This window comes from Ruminococcus bicirculans (ex Wegman et al. 2014), from assembly GCF_000723465.1.
In the GTDB taxonomy this organism is placed as follows: Bacteria; Bacillota; Clostridia; order Oscillospirales; family Ruminococcaceae; genus Hominimerdicola; species Hominimerdicola aceti.
On the sequence record NZ_HF545616.1, the window covers coordinates 1,680,188 to 1,699,165 of the forward strand.

An 18,978-nucleotide genomic window follows, 5' to 3' on the forward strand; every position below is an offset into this window, starting at 1 on the left:
ACGAAGAATACTATATGCGTAAAACCACAATGACAAAATATGGTGGAACAATCTATGGGGATTTATTCAAACTTCAGGCTATTGTATATGACTATTATTATTTCTACAAGAAGAACTACCTGATGCTTGATTGGTTTAATAATGTTTCAAAGATGTGCGAGCCTTACATAAAAGCTATCCTTTGCACATATTATCCAGATGAATATCAATTTTCAAATCCTGCATTAGGAAGAACGCAGGTAAAACCATATCCATTAAATCTAACAGATGTTAATTTGATAATACGCCATGTAAAGTACAAAGACTTTATTTCATGGCTATCGTATTATAAAGTATTTAGCTTGTCATTAATTGATGAATTAAATATTACTGAGATATTTGATAATTTCTGTATATCAATACGTTCTTTTTGGCTTACAGAATATGCAGAGTATATCAATCTGTTCGGCAAGTTACTATCATTGGTTGAACTTTCAAAAGATGAGCGCCACCAAATACTGCTGTCATTTTTAAAACTTGTAACACCTGATTATAAGATAAGTATTAAAATGTTGCGAAATTGTTTAAAAGCATTATGGCTATTTGCAGATAAACATTATAATGCTGATGAGTCTTCTTACTACCAGTTGTTGGAGCTCCTTATAGATGAGTGTTTATTGACTGATCCTCTTGATATGAGAAATGATTACATCAATCTAATACATATACTTTCATCACAAGCAGATAAAAAAATATATGATAAATGTTGTGCTATAATTGATAAATGTGATTCAGAACGTAAAAAAGCATATTATCCGTATGTTTTTAAGGACATTCTTTTAAAACATGAGCCTACCAAATGGACTAAATGGATAATTGACAATCTTGAGCATAATTGGGCTGAAGAAGTATTTGATTATCTTGAAAAAAAGATTATTCCTTATAATGAAGTTGTTTCAAAGTATTTTGAAGAAAAACTCAAAGCAAGAAAAGAAACTCCTGGTGTTATATTGTACCCTGACAATAAATCAGAGCTTGTTAATTCAATAGTAATTCTTCATATACTTGGGATTATACCTAATTTAGACAGCATGACCTATCTCAAACGGTATTGTACTGAATATGTTTATCTTGATTTTTTATTTAATCCCGGATCGTTTGACTATAGCAGCATTAATACTGCTGATTATATGTGGTGTAATTTTATAAATTCAAATGAGTATCGGGATATTATTCTTAAACATAAGTCTGAATTTTGGACTAAAGAAAACGAAAAAAGGATAGAATTAGGCTTTGGCAGCTCATTTGAGAACATGATAGCATACAAATACCTGTTTGGTTAATAACAGCAGAACCTAAAAAAGTAGTAGTAATGATCAAATATAAACAAGCACCTTCTCTATTGATTTGTAGGCAGATTGCTTCTTCGTGCAGAAACAAATTTACCGATATATGGTTTGGCTATTTGTATATCTGTTTATGTTGTTACATATTATTACAGTGACTTTTGGGCAATGAAATATAATATCGGTCACAATTACGCTTCAATTCGGGACTTTGGGGCATTTTTGTTCAGCAGCATAATTGTCTGTTCTTTGGGGGAATGAAGCAAGCCTCAAAATAAAAATCTACATAAACCCTTGAATTTGCGTGGTTTTCAGCAGGTCTGACCGACGGCTTACGCCAATTTTACGCCAATCGGTCAGAAACTTATAAAAAAATATGATAACATATGAGAGATCACTGATGTTTTGGTTCATCGGTGATCTCTTTTTTATTATTTGGCACTGCCGCCTTTGAGAAGCTTTTCAAAGGTCTGAAATTCTTTCTTTTTGAAGTCGCTTGTGGCGTCGGTGTAGACGTTCATCGTGGTGCTGAAATCTGAATGACCGAGCACGTCTTGAATCACTTTGAGGTTTATGCCCATTTCGCACATTCGTGTTGCAAAGGTGTGGCGTAGGGTGTGACAACTGAAATCGGGTAATAGGGTGACGTTTTCGCTTTTCTGCGCTTCCGAAAGCACTCTTTTGTCGCAGTCACGGATTATCCTGCGCAATGCCCTGTTGAGATTGTTCTGATTATGTACATTGCCAAAGCGGTTTATGAAAATAAAATCAGAAAAGCCGTCGACCTTAACTTTGCATCTCAGCCCTGCTATATCCTGATACTCTTTCTCCTGTTCGAGCGCTTCCCTGACTTCGCTCATAATAGGCACGCTGCGGCTTCCCGCTTCTGTCTTAGGCTTGTGTATGCTGAACTGACATTTGTTCGTATCGTGCTTGAAGTAAACAAGCGTGTGGTTGACGCTGATAAAGCCGTTTTCAAGATCAACATCGCACCAGCGCAGCCCCGTTATCTCGCCAACACGCAATCCCGTATAAAGCATTGTAAGAAATACAGGATACCAGTGCTGATAACGCGGCGTGCTGCGGAGGTAATCAAGAAAAAGTTCCTGTTCCTTTGCGGTAAGCGCCTGACGTTTCTGTATCTCCTTGCCGTGCATATGTTTCAGTTCTCTTATCGCATTGTCGGAGGGGTTCGCGGGGATAAGCCTGTTCTGCACGGCAAGTTCAAGCACTTGATGAAGCACGGTATTTACGTTGTCGATAGTAGAAACTTTTAGCCCGCGTTCTCTGTAAAGCATATTGTAAAAGCCCTTAACGTCCGAATACAGCAGTCCTGAGATCTTGCTTTTGCCGATATATGGATTGACGAACATTTCGTACATATACATATAGTTCAGCATAGTGTTGTCCTTTAGCCCCATTTTATCTCTCACCCACATTTTATAGATGTCATTTACCGTGAGGTTTCGGGCGTTAGGCCTTATGCCTCTGAGAACATCGGCAGAGATTTCCTCTTTTTTCTCACGAAGTTCCTGCAGCGTGGGTGCATATATCACGCGCCTTTCGCCGTTCTGCGTCCAGCGGTAATCATAACCGCCGCCCGCACGTTCGCTTTCACCTTTTTTCAGCATAATGCCTTTGCTGTCTCTGCGCCTTTTTGCCATAATAAAACTCTCCTTTCAAAATTCTGCCGACCATCGGCTTTCCGGACGGTCGGCATTTTTCACATTTCTCGCAGTTCAGATAGAATAAGCTCTCGACATATACTCGTCAAACTGCCTGCGCTTGATAAGCCTTTTGTTCCCCACCCACAAAACGAACGGACAGCGTTCGTCTGCCGTGAGTTCTCTCAGCTTGTGCTGACCGATGTTTGAGTAAACGGCGGCTTCCTCGATAGTGAGGTTTTGCTTTTGAAATATAGGGACGTTGAGTTCCCTTTCTCTGACAATATCCATAATAGTTTACCTCCTTGGTGTCTTGAAAATAATGTATTAGTGTAAAATAAGACTTTGCTCCTTTTTATGGGCGTTGTTCGACTTTCTTTCTATTCTTTAGAAAACTACGGTTAGTATGGAGCTCATAGGTTTCTTGGTCATCTATATTCTCAAAGCAGTCGTCCGAGTTATCTCCCCAACTGCCATAATCAGAAGATCTTGAAGTATCGTCCCAGCCATAATGCACTTCGTCTGCCGATATATTGGCGATCTCAGCCTGACATTCTTTCAATCTCTGCAAGTATAGCTGATAATATTTTCTGCTCTTGTCCTCTGAAATAGTAGATGTGTACTCGCCGCCGATAACTTTGAGCAGGCCATAATATCTTAACTGCGCCGATACTTTTTGTTTGCTGGGTACTACCTCAAGCTCTAATCTGGTTTTCAGCCAATTTGTCAAAACGTCAGCCTCAACGCAAAGGTAAGAGCCGTCAAAATAAAAGACGTATCGTTGCAGATATTTGTTTTTTCTTGCTTTTTTCGCTTCTTTGGAATATTCAGCAAAATCGGCGGACACAATGTCCTCTTGGTATATGCCGAGAAGTATCTCGTTGATAAATTCTCTGCCTATCTTATTATCATCTGTCAAACAATGGTCTATCGTGTCATTGATACAGTTTTCTATCGAGGTCTTGCATATGTTAGATAAGTCTTTGATATGCTCGTCCGTAAGATCGTGCTGTTCTTTAAGATAGCGTTTAAAAATATCCAGCGTGATACAAAGTATCTGATAGGTACGCATTATCCGCTTTAGCTTGCCGCTATTTTCATTGCCGATATTGCTATTATCGTTCTTGCTTTTGTAATATGCTGATTCATCGGATATTTTTTCATAATTCCGGCACAGCCACAAGATGAAATCTTTTAGAAACGCAATGTACTTGCCGTGCTCTTTTTTCAACAGAGTAAGTTCATCGCTGTCAAAGGCGTTTTCAAGCTGGACTAGCAGACACCTATTTATGGTGCTGTTGTTTTTGATGACATATTCTGCTGTGACGATAGCTATGTTGTCGAGTTTCACCTCGATGTCTTTGTAATGGCAGTTTCCGCTGCTTTGATTCATTTGTATAAAGTCGCAGAGCTTTGCTTCGTTGGAATTTCTTATCCTAGAAGATACCGTGCGATTCAGGTCGTCGATAACTATCAATGAATCTTTCAGTTTTGCGGCTTTCTTGATTGCATATTTATCGCTGGACAATGAAATGATGTTGTCGTGATCTTCAAAAATATCACTGAGCAACTTTGAAAATTCCGTTTTGCCAAGCCCTGAATCGGCGTAAATGTATATGGTAAAACCATATTCGTCCAGCTCGTTCTCAAACATCGGCTTGTCATAAGAGACTAAGGACGCTATGAATGCCGCCGGCGGGAACGATACCGAATTTATAAGCTTGTCGAGATATGAAGTAAAGTCGCCGCTGTTATCGCTTTTCTTTAGCTTTATAGTGCTTTCAGAGATAACAGGGTCTTCGTCGGAAGCGTTGACGACCTCGTCGCCTAAGCCGAAAACGATTTTTCCGTTTGGCAGTTTCAGATAGCCTTGGTCTATGGCATAATTCTCCGCTGGTGTTTGACCAAATACGCTCAGTTTCACTACCGATGATATGAATTTTGAAAACAGGTTGTCGCTGCAAAGTGCGTATATTTGATAGTCGAAAAAGATGTCTAAAGTCTTTCCCTCTATCGCAAGTGCTAGCGGACAATCGAAACTATACGTCTTATCCTGCTCAGCTAGCTTGATGTGAAATCTGACGTACTTAGTACAATTGTGCTGGGTATTGATAGTGGAATAAAACTCTAATTGCGTTATCGACCATTCCGTTATCTTGCCTTTTGAGTTGTAATAACAGCCGTCTTTCAGTATATACTCCTGCGGCAATTTTGGAGTTAATAATAAAGTTTTCATAAGAAGCTCTACTTTTAAGCAAATAGTAGTTGAAATATCTGTAAATAAGTGATATAATAGAAGCACTACAAAGCTGCTGACACATAGTATTTTTGTTGTACTTTATCTCTATCAGATCATCTGTCTGTTTAGAGTTTATCACACCAAGAACCGTTAACGCAAAGATGTTAACGGGTTAACGGCAAGTGAATACTCACAAAGTTTCAGAGCGATTTTTATGCTACTTGTACATATGCGCTGATTTATGTTGAAAAGGAGGAAACATTCAAATGGAAGAAACTCAGAAAAGTTCGTATCTTTCTCTAGGTATCTTTTTGAAACTCTTGTCAAGGTATACCAGAAAAGATAAAGCTATAGCAGAAAAAAGATTTTTGGGAGCAAATAATACTGTAATTTCGACAACTATCTTCAAGTATTTTATCTCTGCGCTTACTTTGAATTGGTATGCTGATGATAATGAACGAGCGGATACATTGAAGAGCCTGAACAGCAATCTGATAAATTGCAAAAAAGAACTCTTCAATTTTAAATTTCTTATGCCGGAAAAAGATGAGATAAAAGCGGTATTTATAAAAGATGTACAGTCCGATAAGCCGTCAGCGCTTGCGTTTATGACTGAATTTGTTCTATATTGCATTGATGAAAATAAGTGCAGGCAAATGGTAGACGAACTGCTCAGAGCGATAAGAGATGATAAGGACATCGCCGACGATACAGCGTTTTACATTTTCGGAAACGGCAAAAGTGCGACTAAAAGTGAAATGGTCGATAAACAGTTTAACTTTACCGCCGACTGTTTCCTGCTGGGAGTATGGCATTTTCTTATCAGTGAGCGTTCGGACAGTAACTGCATTGGCCGTGACACACTTGTTGATTGGTACGGCACTTCAACTGAAACATATGGTAAAAGCCAAATAGGTACTGAACTAAGACGCAACGTATGGGAACCGCTAGGACGTGAAATAAGGGTCATTCCGTCTGAACGCAAGGTACTTAAAGAAGAAAAAGCCGTTTCGCAGGACAATGCGGAGCAAGAGCATAAGCTGTTCGTTTATGATATGGACAGTCTTTCGGAAGAAGAAAAAGAGAGTTTGGAGCGTTTGAAGAAGAACCGCATACTTCGTGATCTTTTGAGAGCGTGTCATATTGGTACTTGTGATAAGAAAAATGATGATAATAAAGATGACAACAACTATGCGGAGAATTATGAGCTTTTTGTTATGGCGTTAAAAAGATGTGAGCTGCTTGTTTTAAATAACAATAACGCTGGTCGTATCAAGGAGGATGTTATCACGCTTTGTAAGCGGTTAGAAAAGTTTATAAAGTTGATAAAGCAAAAAGATACAAATAATTCTTCCGATAAGTCATATTCTGCATACAATAATAGTGTGAAACAAAAAATCACTAGCCGCAAAGAAGTTCTTGATAGAGTTTACACCACACTATATGGTCACTATCCTGTGTTTAGCGATGAACAGCTCTCTGATCTTTTATCTGTTGTTAAAATATAAACCTCGTTCATACTATACGGCTGAGATGAGCCGAGTGCTAAATCAAGCACACTCTTTTCCTTATAATTACATTGAATTTTATTTCTAAACAAAAAACCGCAAGTTTTACGCTGTTGATTCAAAAAACGGCTTGTACTTGCGGTTTTATTCTTTTTATAATATGTACGCTCTAATAAATTCCATTTAGAAGCATCTTTATTGCTTTACGACTGGCAAAGTGAAACGCAAATATATTCGCATTGATAGTTGTGCGTAACTTAGCGATATATATATAAGGATAAGTATTCTTGAAAAAAATGAACAGCTTAAAGCTGTAGGTATTCCCCTATACCCCTAATATTCTTAATATCTATTTTTACTCTTATATATCAGTAATAAAAGTATGATATTATATCAAGCTAAACGGGTATAATAAACTGTTTATATTATAAATAATTTTTTTATCTTTATGTTGTATTCACAAGCATTATTTTAAATTATTTTTTATTTTGATATAACATTCCTATAAAATAAAATTTTTTGCCGAAAAACAAGGAGTTGGATCAAATGAAAAACAATTATTTTATTGATACTATCGAGTTGACTTATCACACTACATTTGAATATATTACAGAAAAGCTAGGCACAGTTCCAAAGAAGTGCGTAAAGAAAGGTGAATTTTATTATCCGACTTCACTTGAAGCTAATAGGTCGGGTATAGATATGAGAACGAGAAAATGTTCTAAAGGAGAACGCCACAGAAAGGGTGAGAACTATAAGATAGTTTTAAGGATAGCTACCGGAAAGATACCATATTTCAAAGACGAGGTAAAGCACGTTGAAATGAGGGACGATCTTGATAAAATGATATACTACGTCAATGAATTTATCAAGTTCAGAATGCCTGACCTCGATATAAATGATTTTGAACTGACTAGGATAGATATAACTAAAGACATACACAAAGTACCTGAGACAGTCATCAAGGAATACATAATGCTTATGAGGAGAATGTTCGTGCCTGACAAATTTGAACTCAACGAACAGCTTGAAAAGAATACAAAGGATTTTCGCAAAGAAGATTCCTTCAATGCTCTGATGAAAAAGGGCAACACAAGTATAGCAGAATTTGTTGTATACAATAAAGCCCGTGCGGCAATAGATCAAGACCTTACCGGCACGGAGCTTGAATACTATAAAAATACTATGAGACTAGAGTTAAGATGTTACAAAAGTTACATAAGAAAAATGGCGGACGAAACAACTACAATCGAGATATTGCGCCATATGTTTGAGCGGAGAAGCTATTTTATCGAAAGAGAATTTTATAGGATATTTGACGTTGAGGAAAGAACGCAGTCGTTTTTGAATATCTACTGGCTGAAAAAGTACATAAAAAGAAGCATTGACGGCAAGCCTAAGCACAAAAAGTATATGATAGACCTATCGACGATACTTGACAGAGATAGTTTGCCAAATATTACGGACGCACGATTGATATACTGCGATAGTCATAGTTCGTCGTTAGGCGTGATGAACTGGTTCGACGATATACACATATCACCTGTCACTATCAAAAATAAGGATTATCCGTTTTTGCAGTCATTGAGCAGTGCGCTTGGCTTTAACGACCCAACGCCGACCGATACTAGGCTGTATGAGTATCTGCTCAAAAGGACAAGAAACAGAAAATTTTATCTTAATGCGTCAGATAATTATTACGAATTCGAGGGGGTGCCTAGATGTGAGCAAGAAGAATGTTGAAACAGAAAAATTATTCCTTACTCTTAATGAAGCCTGCAAAATGCTGCGGCTCAGCCGACCAACTTTGGTTAAGCTTATCAAGCAGGGAAAGATAAAGGCTTTCAAGCCGAGTATCCGTGTTTGGAGGATACCTGTGGAGGAGGTTTTTAAGTTTGAGAAAAGCAGCCAAAAATAAGTCAATATTGATATCAACCAGCATAAAGGTTTGCTTATACATCATCGTCAAAGAAACGGTCGATTGTGTGTAGTAAAACCTCTTCAGTCGGATTTTCTATTTTGATCTTATTATAATCTGGTCCTTTTGCTCGGCTTATGTAAACAACACAATTCATATTCTTTTCTTTTGCGTGTTTAGTAAATTTGGCATATAATTTTGATATCCGCATTTTAAAAATGTCATAACCACCGTTAAGCACAAAAGTTTTGAACGCTTCAGTAACAAACGGAAGAAAAATATGAATAATGGAATCAATAGGTATTCCAGCACCCAATCCGCTTGGCATTACAAATCTTGCGTTATATGGTGCAAGTTGTTCGTTTATTTCTTGAAAATCATCACAAAAATTATCTTGCGTACCATAAATGCTAAATTCAATCATTTCACTCATAATAGCCGTAGTATATAACTACTTTTCACATCCTTTCATATGAATGTATGTATCATTATAACTAGTATAGCATATATTGACAACTTGTCAATAGTAAAGCACCCGCCCCTGTACCGAAAAACACAGTACAGGGGCGGCTATTTTTTCACCTCTTCCTCAAAAACTCAATAACACTAAACTTGTAAATCCTCCACCTGCTGCCTATCTTGAACCCCTCTATCTCCCCTGTTTTAAGATAACGGAGCATAGAGTTTTTGCCTATCTTTAAAAGCTGCTGACATTCTTTAGCGGTAAGTATATCGGGAATATCGTCAAACATAATTTATCATTCCTTTCAAAAAATATCGGTTTATCTTAATGTTCGGCGGTTTTGATAAGCACTTTTCGGAAACTTACCCTTTACAAATATACATCATCTTTGTGAAGTAACGCAAATGCGGAAAGGAGGGCGTTACGATGAACAAAGCTAAAGTCATACTCGTGCTTGTGGGCAGCGTGCTGGTGGAGATAGCACAGGAGATCATCACCTACATAGCAGATAAGGACGAGTGAACACCATAGGCAGGCTTTCGGGTCTGCCTTTAATTTTTGTAAAGGAGTTTTAAAATGAGCGAACTTACCCATTGCAGCATTTGCGGCTGCACTTTAGAGGACGAGGCGGAATGCTATGAAGTCGAAAACGAGATACTTTGTCAGGAGTGCTACGATAACGAAACAGTTATCTGCGACCATTGCGGCGACCGCTGTATCGAACAGAATACCGTGAGCGATGAGAATACTATCCTCTGTACAGATTGCTACGATAATCATTACTACCGCTGTTCAAACTGCGAAACTATCGTGCATTCGGACGATACCTACTGGCGCGGCGATAACGCCTATTGCCGTGAATGTTATGACGATTGCTGTGATAACGGCGACTACATCAACGATTATTACTACAAGCCTAAGCCCGTGTTCTACAAACTGCCGAAAGAAAACAACGTGCGTTTTTACGGTGTTGAACTGGAGATAGACGGTGCAGGAAGATATGATGATAATGCGGAAAAGATTTATGATACAGCTAATGTTCAGAATGAAGTACTTTACATAAAGTCTGACGGCTCGCTTGACGAGGGAATGGAACTTGTCAGCCACCCTTGCTCAATAGATTTTCACCGAAAGAAATTTCCGTGGGACGATATCGTGAGAAAAGCTGTTGCCCTTGGCTACCGCTCGCATAATACGTCTACCTGCGGACTTCACGTTCATATAGGCCGAAAACAGCTTGGATATTCCTACGAGGAACAGGAAGAAGTCATAAGCCGAATAATGTTCTTTTTCGAGAGCCATTGGAATGAGCTTTTCAAGTTCTCACGGCGTACTGCATACAGCGTTGACCGCTGGGCGGCAAGACACGGCTACAATGACAAGCCGAAAGAGATACTTGAAAAGGCAAAGAAAAGCACTAAGGGCAGATATGCCTGTGTGAACATAACAAATGCTGATACTGTGGAGATAAGGCTGTTCAGGGGCACTCTAAAATTCAACAGCTTTATGGCGACGCTTGAACTTGTTGACAGCATATGCCAAAACGCAGTATGCCTTAATGATGATGATATGAACAAGCAATCCTGGGCGGATTTTGTGCTGGGCATAAAGCCTGAATATACAGAGCTTATCAGGTATCTGAAAGAGAAAAGGCTCTATGTTAACGAGCCTGTCAGCGAGGAGGATTAACTATGTGTGCGATATTTGGATTTGTGAATTACAGACGTTCTCTCAGCAGGAGCGAGATGAAAGAACTTATCAACAGGTTATCCGTAGAGTCTGAGGTAAGGGGCAAGGACGCAACGGGAATAGCGTATGTGAAACACGGCGAACTCAAAGTTTTCAAGAGAGCAAAGCCTGCTCACAAGGTAAAGCTTTATGTGCCGGAGGACACGGTTATCCTCACAGGTCACACGAGAATGACTACCCAAGGCGACGCTAGGTACATTTACAATAACCACCCGTTCACAGGCAAAACTGCGGACGGGTCTTTTGCTTTATGTCACAACGGCGTGCTTTACAACGACAGTCAGCTTGCAAAATCTGAACGTTTGCCGAAAAGCAAGATAGAAACTGACAGCTACGTTGCCGCACAGCTTATTGAGAAATACGGCAAACTTGACTTCAAGACCATAGCGAAGATGTCAGAGGCGGTAGAAGGCTCTTTTGTATTCACGATACTAAGCGACAAGAACAAGCTTTTCATAGCAAAGGGCGACAATCCGCTATGCCTTATCCATTACAAGCAATTGGGGCTGTATGTTTACACGTCCACCGAAGACATTATGAAAAATGTGCTGAAAGGCAGTTTCCTTGAAAAGCTGCCTTTTGAAGTGATAAAGGTCACGGAGGGAGAGATCATAAGCATTGACAAGCGTGGGCGTTTTGAGAAAAGCAGCTTTGTACCGAACGAATTTTGCTATGGTTGGAACTATTACGGATACAGAAAGCCCGCTTACGATGAGAACGAACTTTTTGATATATGCGGAATGTTCGGTGTATCGCAGGAGGATCTTATGCTGCTTTACGATATGGGTTACACGGATGAAGAGATAGAGGGTATGCTTTGCGACAGGAGTATGATCAGGGAGTGTATCGAGGAGGCTAGGGTGTTGGTGGGGGAATATTATTAGGAGGTATTTTATGGCATACACATTCAGCGGAAGCAGATACATCACAAGCGGCGTGGCAGAAAACTTCCCTATTGAATTGCAAGTGGCGTTATTTTCAGCCGTAGAGCAAATGCGAGAAAAGGTCAGCGGACAGCTTGATTATCTGCAAGTTTTCGAGATAGTGACAAGGGTCAAAGGGCAGAAAAAATTCCTGCACATTTATCATATGCAGGAATGCCCTGAGGCTAAGCTTGAATATTTCATACCGACCGACGTGGAGGTAAACGGCAGGGCGTATATGATCGACGATGTGGATCATATTACGCTGCTGTTGGCGGAGGAGTATTGAGTTGAAAAGGAATCACAGCTTTAGAGGAGGCTGTGATTTTTTTGCCCTGAACTCACCTCTCCTGTACCTATTTACCTTATAATCATGCTTCAAAGTGTCGGTCTTGTCTATGTGGCAGACGTACAAATTTACCTTTTCCCCTCTCACCGCCTATTCCCATTAGCCAGATCGTTAACAATATCAGCAATGTTCTCCAGCTGCCTTTTGTTGAGCTTTTTCAGGTCAGAGATAAGCTTACTTAGCTCTTTCGGCTGCTCGGCGTCGGCATCGAAAAACTCCTGCGGCGTAATGCCCAGATACTCGCAGATATAAAAGAAAGAGGTCATAGAGGGCAGGGCTTTTCCTGTTTCGATATTGTTTATATACCCTGCGTTCTGTCCAATAGATAAGCTCATATCCCTTGCGGAAACACCTTTCTGTGTGCGAAGTTTTGAGAGCCTCAAAGCAAAATTATTGTTATACATGAATTTGTTTTCGTACATTATTTGCACCCCCATGTATAATATTTTATCCTATATTATTATGTATTATGTCGGAATTTTTCCTATAAAGGGGTTGAAATATGCGAAATAATATGATATAATGATGTAAAGTATTTGAAATAATGCGATATTTGTATAAGAAGCGGATTGTGTCATGTTTTTTGTTAAAATAAAAAAATATCTTACGAAAACGTTATACTAAGCAGCCAGCTTAACAAAAGTGAAAAAGAATGTGTTATAATTAACATACAAAAACGTATTATTATGTCAGTTATAGTTGATAATTGACAAATCAATAAGGAAAAGGAGTTTTTTGACATGAACGAAAACATCAACAAGAAATTTGACGTAAAAAACTTTGACTATGATAAGTGCTATGAAGAAGTAAAGGAAAATGCTTCAAAAAATATCAATATCATAGTGTGCGGAGCTACCGGCGTTGGCAAAAGCAGCCTTATAAACGACTTCTTCGAGTTTGATAAGGATAGTGCCGCTCCTGTCGGAAGCAGCGGAAAGCCGCAGACAAGGGGCATACACGAGTATCATTCAAAGAGCATTACCCTGTTCGACACTGAAGGCTACGAGGTAGAAAGCTCGTCTACGCCGGAAAACAGCGCTTTTTACAAAAATATAATAGATCTTATCGACGAACGCAAAAATACATATTCTGCGGATTTGGGTATGCACATCCACGAGGTTTGGTACTGCATAAATAACCGCTTCATGGATCTCGATGAAAGGCTGATAAAAGACATACAGGCGAGAAATATCCCCGTGTGCGTTATTATTACAAAGGTGGATAATCTTGACGAGAACGAAGTCGCTCAGATAAAGGACGCTGTCGGCGATGCCGGAAAACGCAATAGGATAAACGGCGTTGAGGTGTTTACCTATTCTACTAACAGCGATCTTGGCGACGAGTATGTGCAGAAATCTGAGATAAACAGCTGGGCACATCATAATCTTGACGATTACCTCAGAGAAAGCTTTATCCCGTCGCTCAAAAAAGCGCAGGGTCAAATGGCAGAAATGATGATAAAGCACAAGATACCGAAATACGCGGCTTTAGCCGCAGGTATTGTTACGGCTACATCATTTGTACCCGTGCCACTTTCCGATTCGGTACCGCTTATGGGCATACAGGTAAAAATGGCGATGGATATTTTAAGCTGCTACGGAATAGATAATGATATGAAGGGCGCTGTGAAAAATTTAGCCGGAGCGGGCTTCGTTTCTTATATAGGAAAAACGCTGGCTTCTCAGCTGCTTTCGGTGATCCCATTTGTCGGCGGCGCGGCGAAAGCCACGGTAAATGTTTCAGTGGCAACTACTGTTACGGCTACCCTCGGCGTTGCGATAACGAAGATCTGCGAGGAATACACTAAAGCCTGCATAGAGAACGGCGGCTCGAAAGACCTTATGATCACCAAAATTTCCGACTACTTTACTGTTGAAAATCTGAAAAAGGTAATGAAAGAGATCAGCAAGGGCAAGGATCAGAGAATTGTAGAGAGAATAGTAAAAGCTGTAGTTGATATGTTCAAGGATACGAAAAAAGGAGCAAGGAAATAATGGAAGGCGACAAGATAAAAACTAATATACTGATAGCCGGCAAATCGGGCGTTGGCAAAAGCAGTCTGCTGAATTACATATTTGGCGAAGAGGTCGCGGAGACGGGTGCGGGAAAGCCCGTAACGGCGGAGGGCCTGCACGAATATTCTTTCGAGCTGAAAGATAACGACCGAATATCTTTTTCGATATGCGACAGCTGGGGTCTTGAACCCGATAAAGCGGACGAATGGCACAAGCAGATAATCGACAAAGTAGCGGAGTACGACAAGCACTCTATCAACGAATGGTTCAGCACCATAATCTACTGCCTTAGCGCCGACTCTGACAGAGTGGAAGATTTTGAGATAAGCATAATAAACGACCTTATAGCTGAGAAAAACAACGTAAACGTTGTGATAACTCACTGCAAGTCTGAGAACGACGACAGAGCGGAGCGTATGAAAAAGCGCATAGTTGAAGACGGCGGCGTTTCGGCTGACTCGGTGATATTTGTAAACAACTATGAGAAAAAACTTATTTCTGGCGAGGTAAAAAAGTTTGGACGCGAAAAGGTAGTAAACTGCATTATCCGCAACTTGTGGAACAATTACAAGGTAAAAGTGCCGTATAAAATAAAAGAGCACGCCAACGAAATGTTTCGCAGCGAGCACGATAAGTTTCATGATATGGTGGCAAGTACAAGCTTTGTTCTGCGAAAGCATCATAAGCTCGATAAGTTTGAAGAGGAAATAAACAAAGAATTCACCGTGTTCGTTTATAATTCTGTAAGAAAACTAAATAGCGAGTTTAACGATGCGTATAATTATTATCAGCAGTTGTCAAAAGAGTATTACACGATCGTTTTTGGTATGGACGCGTTAAAGCTGCTGAACGACCCAATAATGTTTTTTGACGCAACAAAGGCTTTCAAAGAAGAAGTAAGTCAGCAGGTGGAAAGGATCGCCGAATCGACGGGAAAAATACTGAAATTCATGAATCAGGACGTTACCAAAGAGCTTATGAAAAAGCTTTTTGCAGAGATAAAGATAAACGTAAAGACGGCAAAAGCTATCAAAAACGACCTTCATGAAACGGTGGACAGGTACATTGTAAGAACGAAAGGCGTAGTTTTTGAAGAGATCGAGAAAACTGAGGAAAAGCTGCTTGCTATCGAGATCAAGATATAGGGGGTGCAACCAAATGACCATAAAAAAGCTAACAGCAATAGTCCTCACGGGTGCGCTGTTGCTGCTCACCGCTTGTTCTGACAGCGATTCAGGCAGCGACAAAAAAAGCAAGAAGAAAGACTACTACACCATTGGCGAAACTTGGACAGTTGACGGGCAGTGGTCGCTTACCGTTACAGGCGTCACGGAAACGGCTGAGCGCAATGAGTATGCGGACGAAAAACCTGCGGCGGTCTATATCGTGGACTACGAATATACAAACATCGGTTACGAGGACGAGGACGGCATAGCAAAGGGCATTTTCTTCGACATGGAGGACACCATAATAGACAGCAATGGCGTTATGGGTTACAGTTACCCGGGCGACGTTACGAGAAACCCAAATGAAGCGCCTATCGGAAGCACCTGCAAGGCTCAGGCTTGCATTGGTGTGGACAATGCGGGCGATTTCAGGATCACTGAGAGCCATTATGATTCAGACGGTGACGAACATTCGACGACTTTTCTTATCGAAGTTGGCGGTAGTTCGGCAGACGAAAAATCTGACAGCGCCGCTCAGCCGACGGAAACTACCACCACTACGACCGCCGAGGCGACTACAACTAAGCCCGTGACCACGCTTGCGCCGTATGACATTTACGACGACACGGTGTATGCGAACGACCTTATCTACGAAACGGCGGACGATATTTTTGCCGAGCTGGGTGACGATTTCAGCATGGATTTTATATCAGTGGGGCAGGAAAACATCATCGCCGTGGAGAACGACGACGTGTACCCGAACACGAAGATCGGCTTTTATACCACGGACATACAGAACATCGGCACGCTTGATTTTCCGTACGCGATACACGTCACGCCGGGCGGATACATCACCGAGGGCGTGCAGGTTGGAATGACGTACAACGAGCTGAAAGCCATTTGCCCGAGCCTGGAGGGCGCAACGCTTGACGGCGGAACGTTCGGCCCGACGGCGTGGATAAACATAGACGGCAACGCGTGGGGCATAGAGTTCGACGTATCGCAGGCAGACCGCGAGCGGCTAGGCATGGCGGTAGGCGTAGCTGTTGATCTTTCGGAGCTTAATCCTAAGAGTACACTAGGGTATTATATTAGTTCGCTGAGCTGATATTTTTTGAATTTTGTTATGGCAGCTTTTCGGCTTTTTAAGGAGTCGGAAGGCTGCTTTTTTTACCTTAAATTTAGTGACTTTACTTCATTTTTTATTACAAAGCAATAAAAAACGCAGCTAAATGATTGACTATTTGTGGGAAATGTGGTATAATGTGATGTGAATATATAACTTCTTATAATTTTATCTTATCTGAAGTGGAGGTGTGACAATGACCATACTTGCAAAAAAAGAAATGTCAGAAGAGGATATAAAGCTTCAATTCATTACTCCTGCTATTCTTGATAAGTGGGATAAAAACAGAATTACAATGGAAACAAGGATCACCGACGGTAAGATCTGTCTGAACGGTAACTTTGTCCATCGTGATAAGAAAAGCGCCAAGTTTGCCGATTATGTTCTGTATTGGAGCAGCAGTTTCCCCATAGCGATAGTTGAGGCTAAGGACAATAACCATAGCGTATCATTCGGCTTACAACAGGCTATAGCTTATGCTCAGATGATGGATGTACCTTTCGTTTACAGCTCCAATGGTGATGCTTTCTATGAACACGATATGCTGACAGGTATGGAGTGTGAAATTGCACTTGATGATTTCCCTACACCTAATGAGCTTATGGAACGATACAAGGCAAATGCGAACGGCGGGCAAGGGCTGTCAGAGAATGAGCTTGCAGTCATCAGCCAGCCTTACTATTCAAGCCAGAATACCTACGAGCCAAGATATTATCAGCGAGTGGCAGTAAACCGTACTGTTGATGCTATTGCTCGTGGTGTAATGAGACTCCTGCTCGTCATGGCAACAGGCACGGGCAAGACCTATACTGCGTTCCAGATCGTGTACCGTCTGCTTAAAAGCGGTATGAAGCGTAAGATACTGTATCTTGCCGACAGGAATATTCTTGTGGATCAGTCTATACAGCAGGATTTCTCTCCGCTTGAAAAGGTCATCCACAAGATCAATGTTGCTAAGGATAACAAAACCACTATCACCTCACATCAGGTCTATTTCTCGCTGTATCAGCAGTTGATCGGTGATGATGATAAGGAGCATTTCTCCGAGCTGTTTGACAAGGATTTCTTTGACCTTATTATCGTAGATGAGTGTCACAGAGGCAGCGCCAAAGAGGATAGCAAGTGGCGCAGGATACTGGATTACTTCTCCTCGGCTACACAGATCGGTATGACCGCTACTCCGAAGGAGACAACATATACTTCTAACATTTCGTATTTTGGCGAACCGATCTACACATACTCCCTCAAAAACGGCATTGAGGACGGATTTCTCGCCCCGTTTAAGGTCATCAGCATCACAACAGACATTAGTGACGGCTGGAGACCGCTGAAAGGACAGCGAGATTATTACGGCAACGAAATTGAGGACAGGATATACAACAATACCGACTATGACTACAATATCATCATTCAGGACAGAATCAACCAGGTTGCCCTTGAAATTACGAACTACCTTATCAGCACAGACCGTATGCAGAAAACGATAGTATTCTGTGCGACAGAGGACGCTGCGGAGCGTATGAGAGTGGCTCTTGTCAACTTCAATAAGGATATGGTTGCTCAGAATCCTGATTATGTGGTGCGTATCACAGGCTCGGACGAGTACGGCAAGAGCAAACTCGATTACTTCATTTCTGTCGGCTCTCCTTATCCTGTTATCGCCACGACTTCCAAGCTCCTGTCTACGGGTGCGGATTGCAAAATGACCAAGCTGATCGTGCTTGATGAAAATATCGGCTCTATGACTGAGTTCAAGCAGATCATCGGCAGAGGTACCAGACTGCGTGAAAAAGAGGGCAAGACGCACTTTGTAGTTATGGATTTCAGAGGTGTGACAAGGCTGTTCTACGATAAAAAGTGGGACGGTCCGATTGAAATTGATCCGAACTATCACCCTCCGAAACCAAAAGAGGGACCGGATATTATTGTCGATCCGCCTGCACCTCCTCCTGAGCCGCAGGAAAAGCCCTATGTTGATGTGAACGGCTGTACTGTCCGTATCATCAACAAGGTGGTATCGGTGTACGATGCCGACGGCAAGCTCCTCCGACATGAGAACATCATAGACTATACAAGAACAAATATCCTCGGAGAATACGCCGACTTAGAGCATTTTATCAGAAGTTGGAACGGCGAGGAAAAGAAAAAGACCATATCTGAGCTTTTCAAGGAACACGGCATTGACCTGCAAGCGCTGAAAGAATCGCAGGGTATGGGTGATATTGACGATTTTGATTTTATCATTCATGTTGCGTTCGACAAGAAACCGCTGACACGGAGAGAGCGTGCGAATGATGTGAAGAAGCGTGACTTCATCAGCAAGTACAGCGGAATGGCAAGAGAGGTCATAGAAGCTCTGCTTGAAATGTACTCCAACGAGGGTATCTATCAGATAGAGGATACGCAGGTATTGAAGCTTGATCCGTTTATTAGAATGGGCAAGCCTGTCGCACTTGTCAAGCTGTTTGGTGGTAAGGACGGCTATTTGCAGGCGATCCGTGAGCTTGAAGAAGAAATATACAAGGTGGTATAA

The 18,978-nt window shown here is 41.0% G+C and carries 17 protein-coding genes; 11 read left to right on the forward strand and 6 right to left on the reverse strand.

The window, feature by feature from the left end:
- Nucleotides 1-14 precede the first annotated feature (14 nt).
- Nucleotides 15-1,322, forward strand: coding sequence for a hypothetical protein (locus tag RBI_RS07680; RefSeq protein ID WP_038672111.1), 1,308 nt, complete (start codon nucleotides 15-17; stop codon nucleotides 1,320-1,322).
- A 434-nt stretch (nucleotides 1,323-1,756) separates the two neighbouring features.
- Here the strand turns inward: RBI_RS07680 and RBI_RS07685 are convergent, their stop codons facing one another.
- The 3 genes from RBI_RS07685 to RBI_RS07695 form a co-directional block, all read right to left on the reverse strand.
- A complete protein-coding gene (locus RBI_RS07685; protein ID WP_038672113.1) occupies nucleotides 1,757-2,989 on the reverse strand; it encodes a tyrosine-type recombinase/integrase in 1,233 nt (410 codons plus the stop codon).
- Nucleotides 2,990-3,064: 75 nt separating this feature from the next.
- Complete coding sequence (locus tag RBI_RS07690) at nucleotides 3,065-3,280, reverse strand: excisionase (RefSeq protein ID WP_038672115.1); 216 nt, start codon at nucleotides 3,278-3,280, stop codon at nucleotides 3,065-3,067.
- 64 nt (nucleotides 3,281-3,344) lie between these two features.
- Nucleotides 3,345-5,225, reverse strand: coding sequence for a hypothetical protein (locus RBI_RS07695; protein WP_148303586.1), 1,881 nt, complete (start codon nucleotides 5,223-5,225; stop codon nucleotides 3,345-3,347).
- Nucleotides 5,226-5,494: 269 nt separating this feature from the next.
- On the opposite strand from RBI_RS07695, the gene RBI_RS07700 reads away from it, so the two are divergent.
- The 3 genes from RBI_RS07700 to RBI_RS07710 all read left to right on the forward strand — a co-directional run bounded on the left by RBI_RS07700 (nucleotide 5,495) and on the right by RBI_RS07710 (nucleotide 8,654).
- A complete protein-coding gene (locus tag RBI_RS07700; RefSeq protein WP_038672119.1) occupies nucleotides 5,495-6,736 on the forward strand; it encodes a hypothetical protein in 1,242 nt (413 codons plus the stop codon).
- A 546-nt stretch (nucleotides 6,737-7,282) separates the two neighbouring features.
- Nucleotides 7,283-8,479, forward strand: coding sequence for a hypothetical protein (locus RBI_RS07705; protein ID WP_038672121.1), 1,197 nt, complete (start codon nucleotides 7,283-7,285; stop codon nucleotides 8,477-8,479).
- Entirely contained in the window at nucleotides 8,460-8,654 is a 195-nt protein-coding gene (locus RBI_RS07710; protein WP_038672123.1) for a helix-turn-helix domain-containing protein, read from the forward strand. Before RBI_RS07705 ends, RBI_RS07710 begins: the two co-directional genes overlap by 20 nt.
- 34 nt (nucleotides 8,655-8,688) lie before the next feature.
- Here the strand turns inward: RBI_RS07710 and RBI_RS07715 are convergent, their stop codons facing one another.
- Nucleotides 8,689-9,087, reverse strand: a complete 399-nt coding sequence (locus RBI_RS07715; RefSeq protein ID WP_038672125.1) for a hypothetical protein — start codon at nucleotides 9,085-9,087, stop codon at nucleotides 8,689-8,691.
- Between the two features lie 145 nt (nucleotides 9,088-9,232).
- A complete protein-coding gene (locus RBI_RS07720) occupies nucleotides 9,233-9,406 on the reverse strand; it encodes a helix-turn-helix domain-containing protein (RefSeq protein WP_038672127.1) in 174 nt (57 codons plus the stop codon).
- Between the two features lie 287 nt (nucleotides 9,407-9,693).
- On the opposite strand from RBI_RS07720, the gene RBI_RS07725 reads away from it, so the two are divergent.
- From RBI_RS07725 to RBI_RS07735, 3 genes are read left to right on the forward strand one after another with little or no spacing between them, the layout of a single operon-like run.
- Nucleotides 9,694-10,806 (forward strand): amidoligase family protein, encoded by a 1,113-nt coding sequence (locus tag RBI_RS07725; protein WP_038672129.1) that lies wholly within the window; start codon nucleotides 9,694-9,696, stop codon nucleotides 10,804-10,806.
- 2 nt (nucleotides 10,807-10,808) lie between these two features.
- Complete coding sequence (locus RBI_RS07730) at nucleotides 10,809-11,750, forward strand: class II glutamine amidotransferase (protein WP_038672131.1); 942 nt, start codon at nucleotides 10,809-10,811, stop codon at nucleotides 11,748-11,750.
- Nucleotides 11,751-11,760: 10 nt separating this feature from the next.
- On the forward strand, nucleotides 11,761-12,078 hold the full coding sequence (locus RBI_RS07735) for a DUF960 domain-containing protein (protein ID WP_038672133.1): 318 nt from the start codon (nucleotides 11,761-11,763) through the stop codon (nucleotides 12,076-12,078).
- Between the two features lie 143 nt (nucleotides 12,079-12,221).
- On the opposite strand, the gene RBI_RS07740 is transcribed toward RBI_RS07735, so the two are convergent.
- Nucleotides 12,222-12,542, reverse strand: coding sequence for a helix-turn-helix domain-containing protein (locus RBI_RS07740; RefSeq protein ID WP_038673322.1), 321 nt, complete (start codon nucleotides 12,540-12,542; stop codon nucleotides 12,222-12,224).
- A 336-nt stretch (nucleotides 12,543-12,878) separates the two neighbouring features.
- Here RBI_RS07740 and RBI_RS07745 point away from each other — a divergent pair, with 336 nt between their 5' ends.
- The 4 genes from RBI_RS07745 to hsdR all read left to right on the forward strand — a co-directional run bounded on the left by RBI_RS07745 (nucleotide 12,879) and on the right by hsdR (nucleotide 18,978).
- A complete protein-coding gene (locus RBI_RS07745; protein WP_038672135.1) occupies nucleotides 12,879-14,132 on the forward strand; it encodes a GTPase in 1,254 nt (417 codons plus the stop codon).
- The gene (locus tag RBI_RS14130) at nucleotides 14,132-15,298 is read left to right on the forward strand and encodes a GTPase (protein ID WP_051706637.1); all 1,167 of its coding nucleotides are present in this window, start codon (nucleotides 14,132-14,134) and stop codon (nucleotides 15,296-15,298) included. The genes RBI_RS07745 and RBI_RS14130 overlap by 1 nt, the downstream gene beginning before the upstream one ends.
- 13 nt (nucleotides 15,299-15,311) lie before the next feature.
- Entirely contained in the window at nucleotides 15,312-16,427 is a 1,116-nt protein-coding gene (locus RBI_RS14135) for a hypothetical protein (RefSeq protein ID WP_051706639.1), read from the forward strand.
- Between the two features lie 214 nt (nucleotides 16,428-16,641).
- A complete protein-coding gene (hsdR, locus tag RBI_RS07760; protein WP_038672136.1) occupies nucleotides 16,642-18,978 on the forward strand; it encodes an EcoAI/FtnUII family type I restriction enzme subunit R in 2,337 nt (778 codons plus the stop codon).

Excerpts from the sequence above, each read along its gene's own strand:
- RBI_RS07680 (WP_038672111.1), top strand. The coding sequence starts at position 15 with ATGCGTAAAACCACAATGACAAAATATGGTGGAACAATCTATGGGGAT.
- RBI_RS07685 (WP_038672113.1), bottom strand. The coding sequence starts at position 2,989 with ATGGCAAAAAGGCGCAGAGACAGCAAAGGCATTATGCTGAAAAAAGGT.
- RBI_RS07690 (WP_038672115.1), bottom strand. The coding sequence starts at position 3,280 with ATGGATATTGTCAGAGAAAGGGAACTCAACGTCCCTATATTTCAAAAG.
- RBI_RS07695 (WP_148303586.1), bottom strand. The coding sequence starts at position 5,225 with ATGAAAACTTTATTATTAACTCCAAAATTGCCGCAGGAGTATATACTG.
- RBI_RS07700 (WP_038672119.1), top strand. The coding sequence starts at position 5,495 with ATGGAAGAAACTCAGAAAAGTTCGTATCTTTCTCTAGGTATCTTTTTG.
- RBI_RS07705 (WP_038672121.1), top strand. The coding sequence starts at position 7,283 with ATGAAAAACAATTATTTTATTGATACTATCGAGTTGACTTATCACACT.
- RBI_RS07715 (WP_038672125.1), bottom strand. The coding sequence starts at position 9,087 with ATGAGTGAAATGATTGAATTTAGCATTTATGGTACGCAAGATAATTTT.
- RBI_RS07720 (WP_038672127.1), bottom strand. The coding sequence starts at position 9,406 with ATGTTTGACGATATTCCCGATATACTTACCGCTAAAGAATGTCAGCAG.
- RBI_RS07725 (WP_038672129.1), top strand. The coding sequence starts at position 9,694 with ATGAGCGAACTTACCCATTGCAGCATTTGCGGCTGCACTTTAGAGGAC.
- RBI_RS07730 (WP_038672131.1), top strand. The coding sequence starts at position 10,809 with ATGTGTGCGATATTTGGATTTGTGAATTACAGACGTTCTCTCAGCAGG.
- RBI_RS07735 (WP_038672133.1), top strand. The coding sequence starts at position 11,761 with ATGGCATACACATTCAGCGGAAGCAGATACATCACAAGCGGCGTGGCA.
- RBI_RS07740 (WP_038673322.1), bottom strand. The coding sequence starts at position 12,542 with ATGTATAACAATAATTTTGCTTTGAGGCTCTCAAAACTTCGCACACAG.
- RBI_RS07745 (WP_038672135.1), top strand. The coding sequence starts at position 12,879 with ATGAACGAAAACATCAACAAGAAATTTGACGTAAAAAACTTTGACTAT.
- RBI_RS14130 (WP_051706637.1), top strand. The coding sequence starts at position 14,132 with ATGGAAGGCGACAAGATAAAAACTAATATACTGATAGCCGGCAAATCG.
- RBI_RS14135 (WP_051706639.1), top strand. The coding sequence starts at position 15,312 with ATGACCATAAAAAAGCTAACAGCAATAGTCCTCACGGGTGCGCTGTTG.
- hsdR (WP_038672136.1), top strand. The coding sequence starts at position 16,642 with ATGACCATACTTGCAAAAAAAGAAATGTCAGAAGAGGATATAAAGCTT.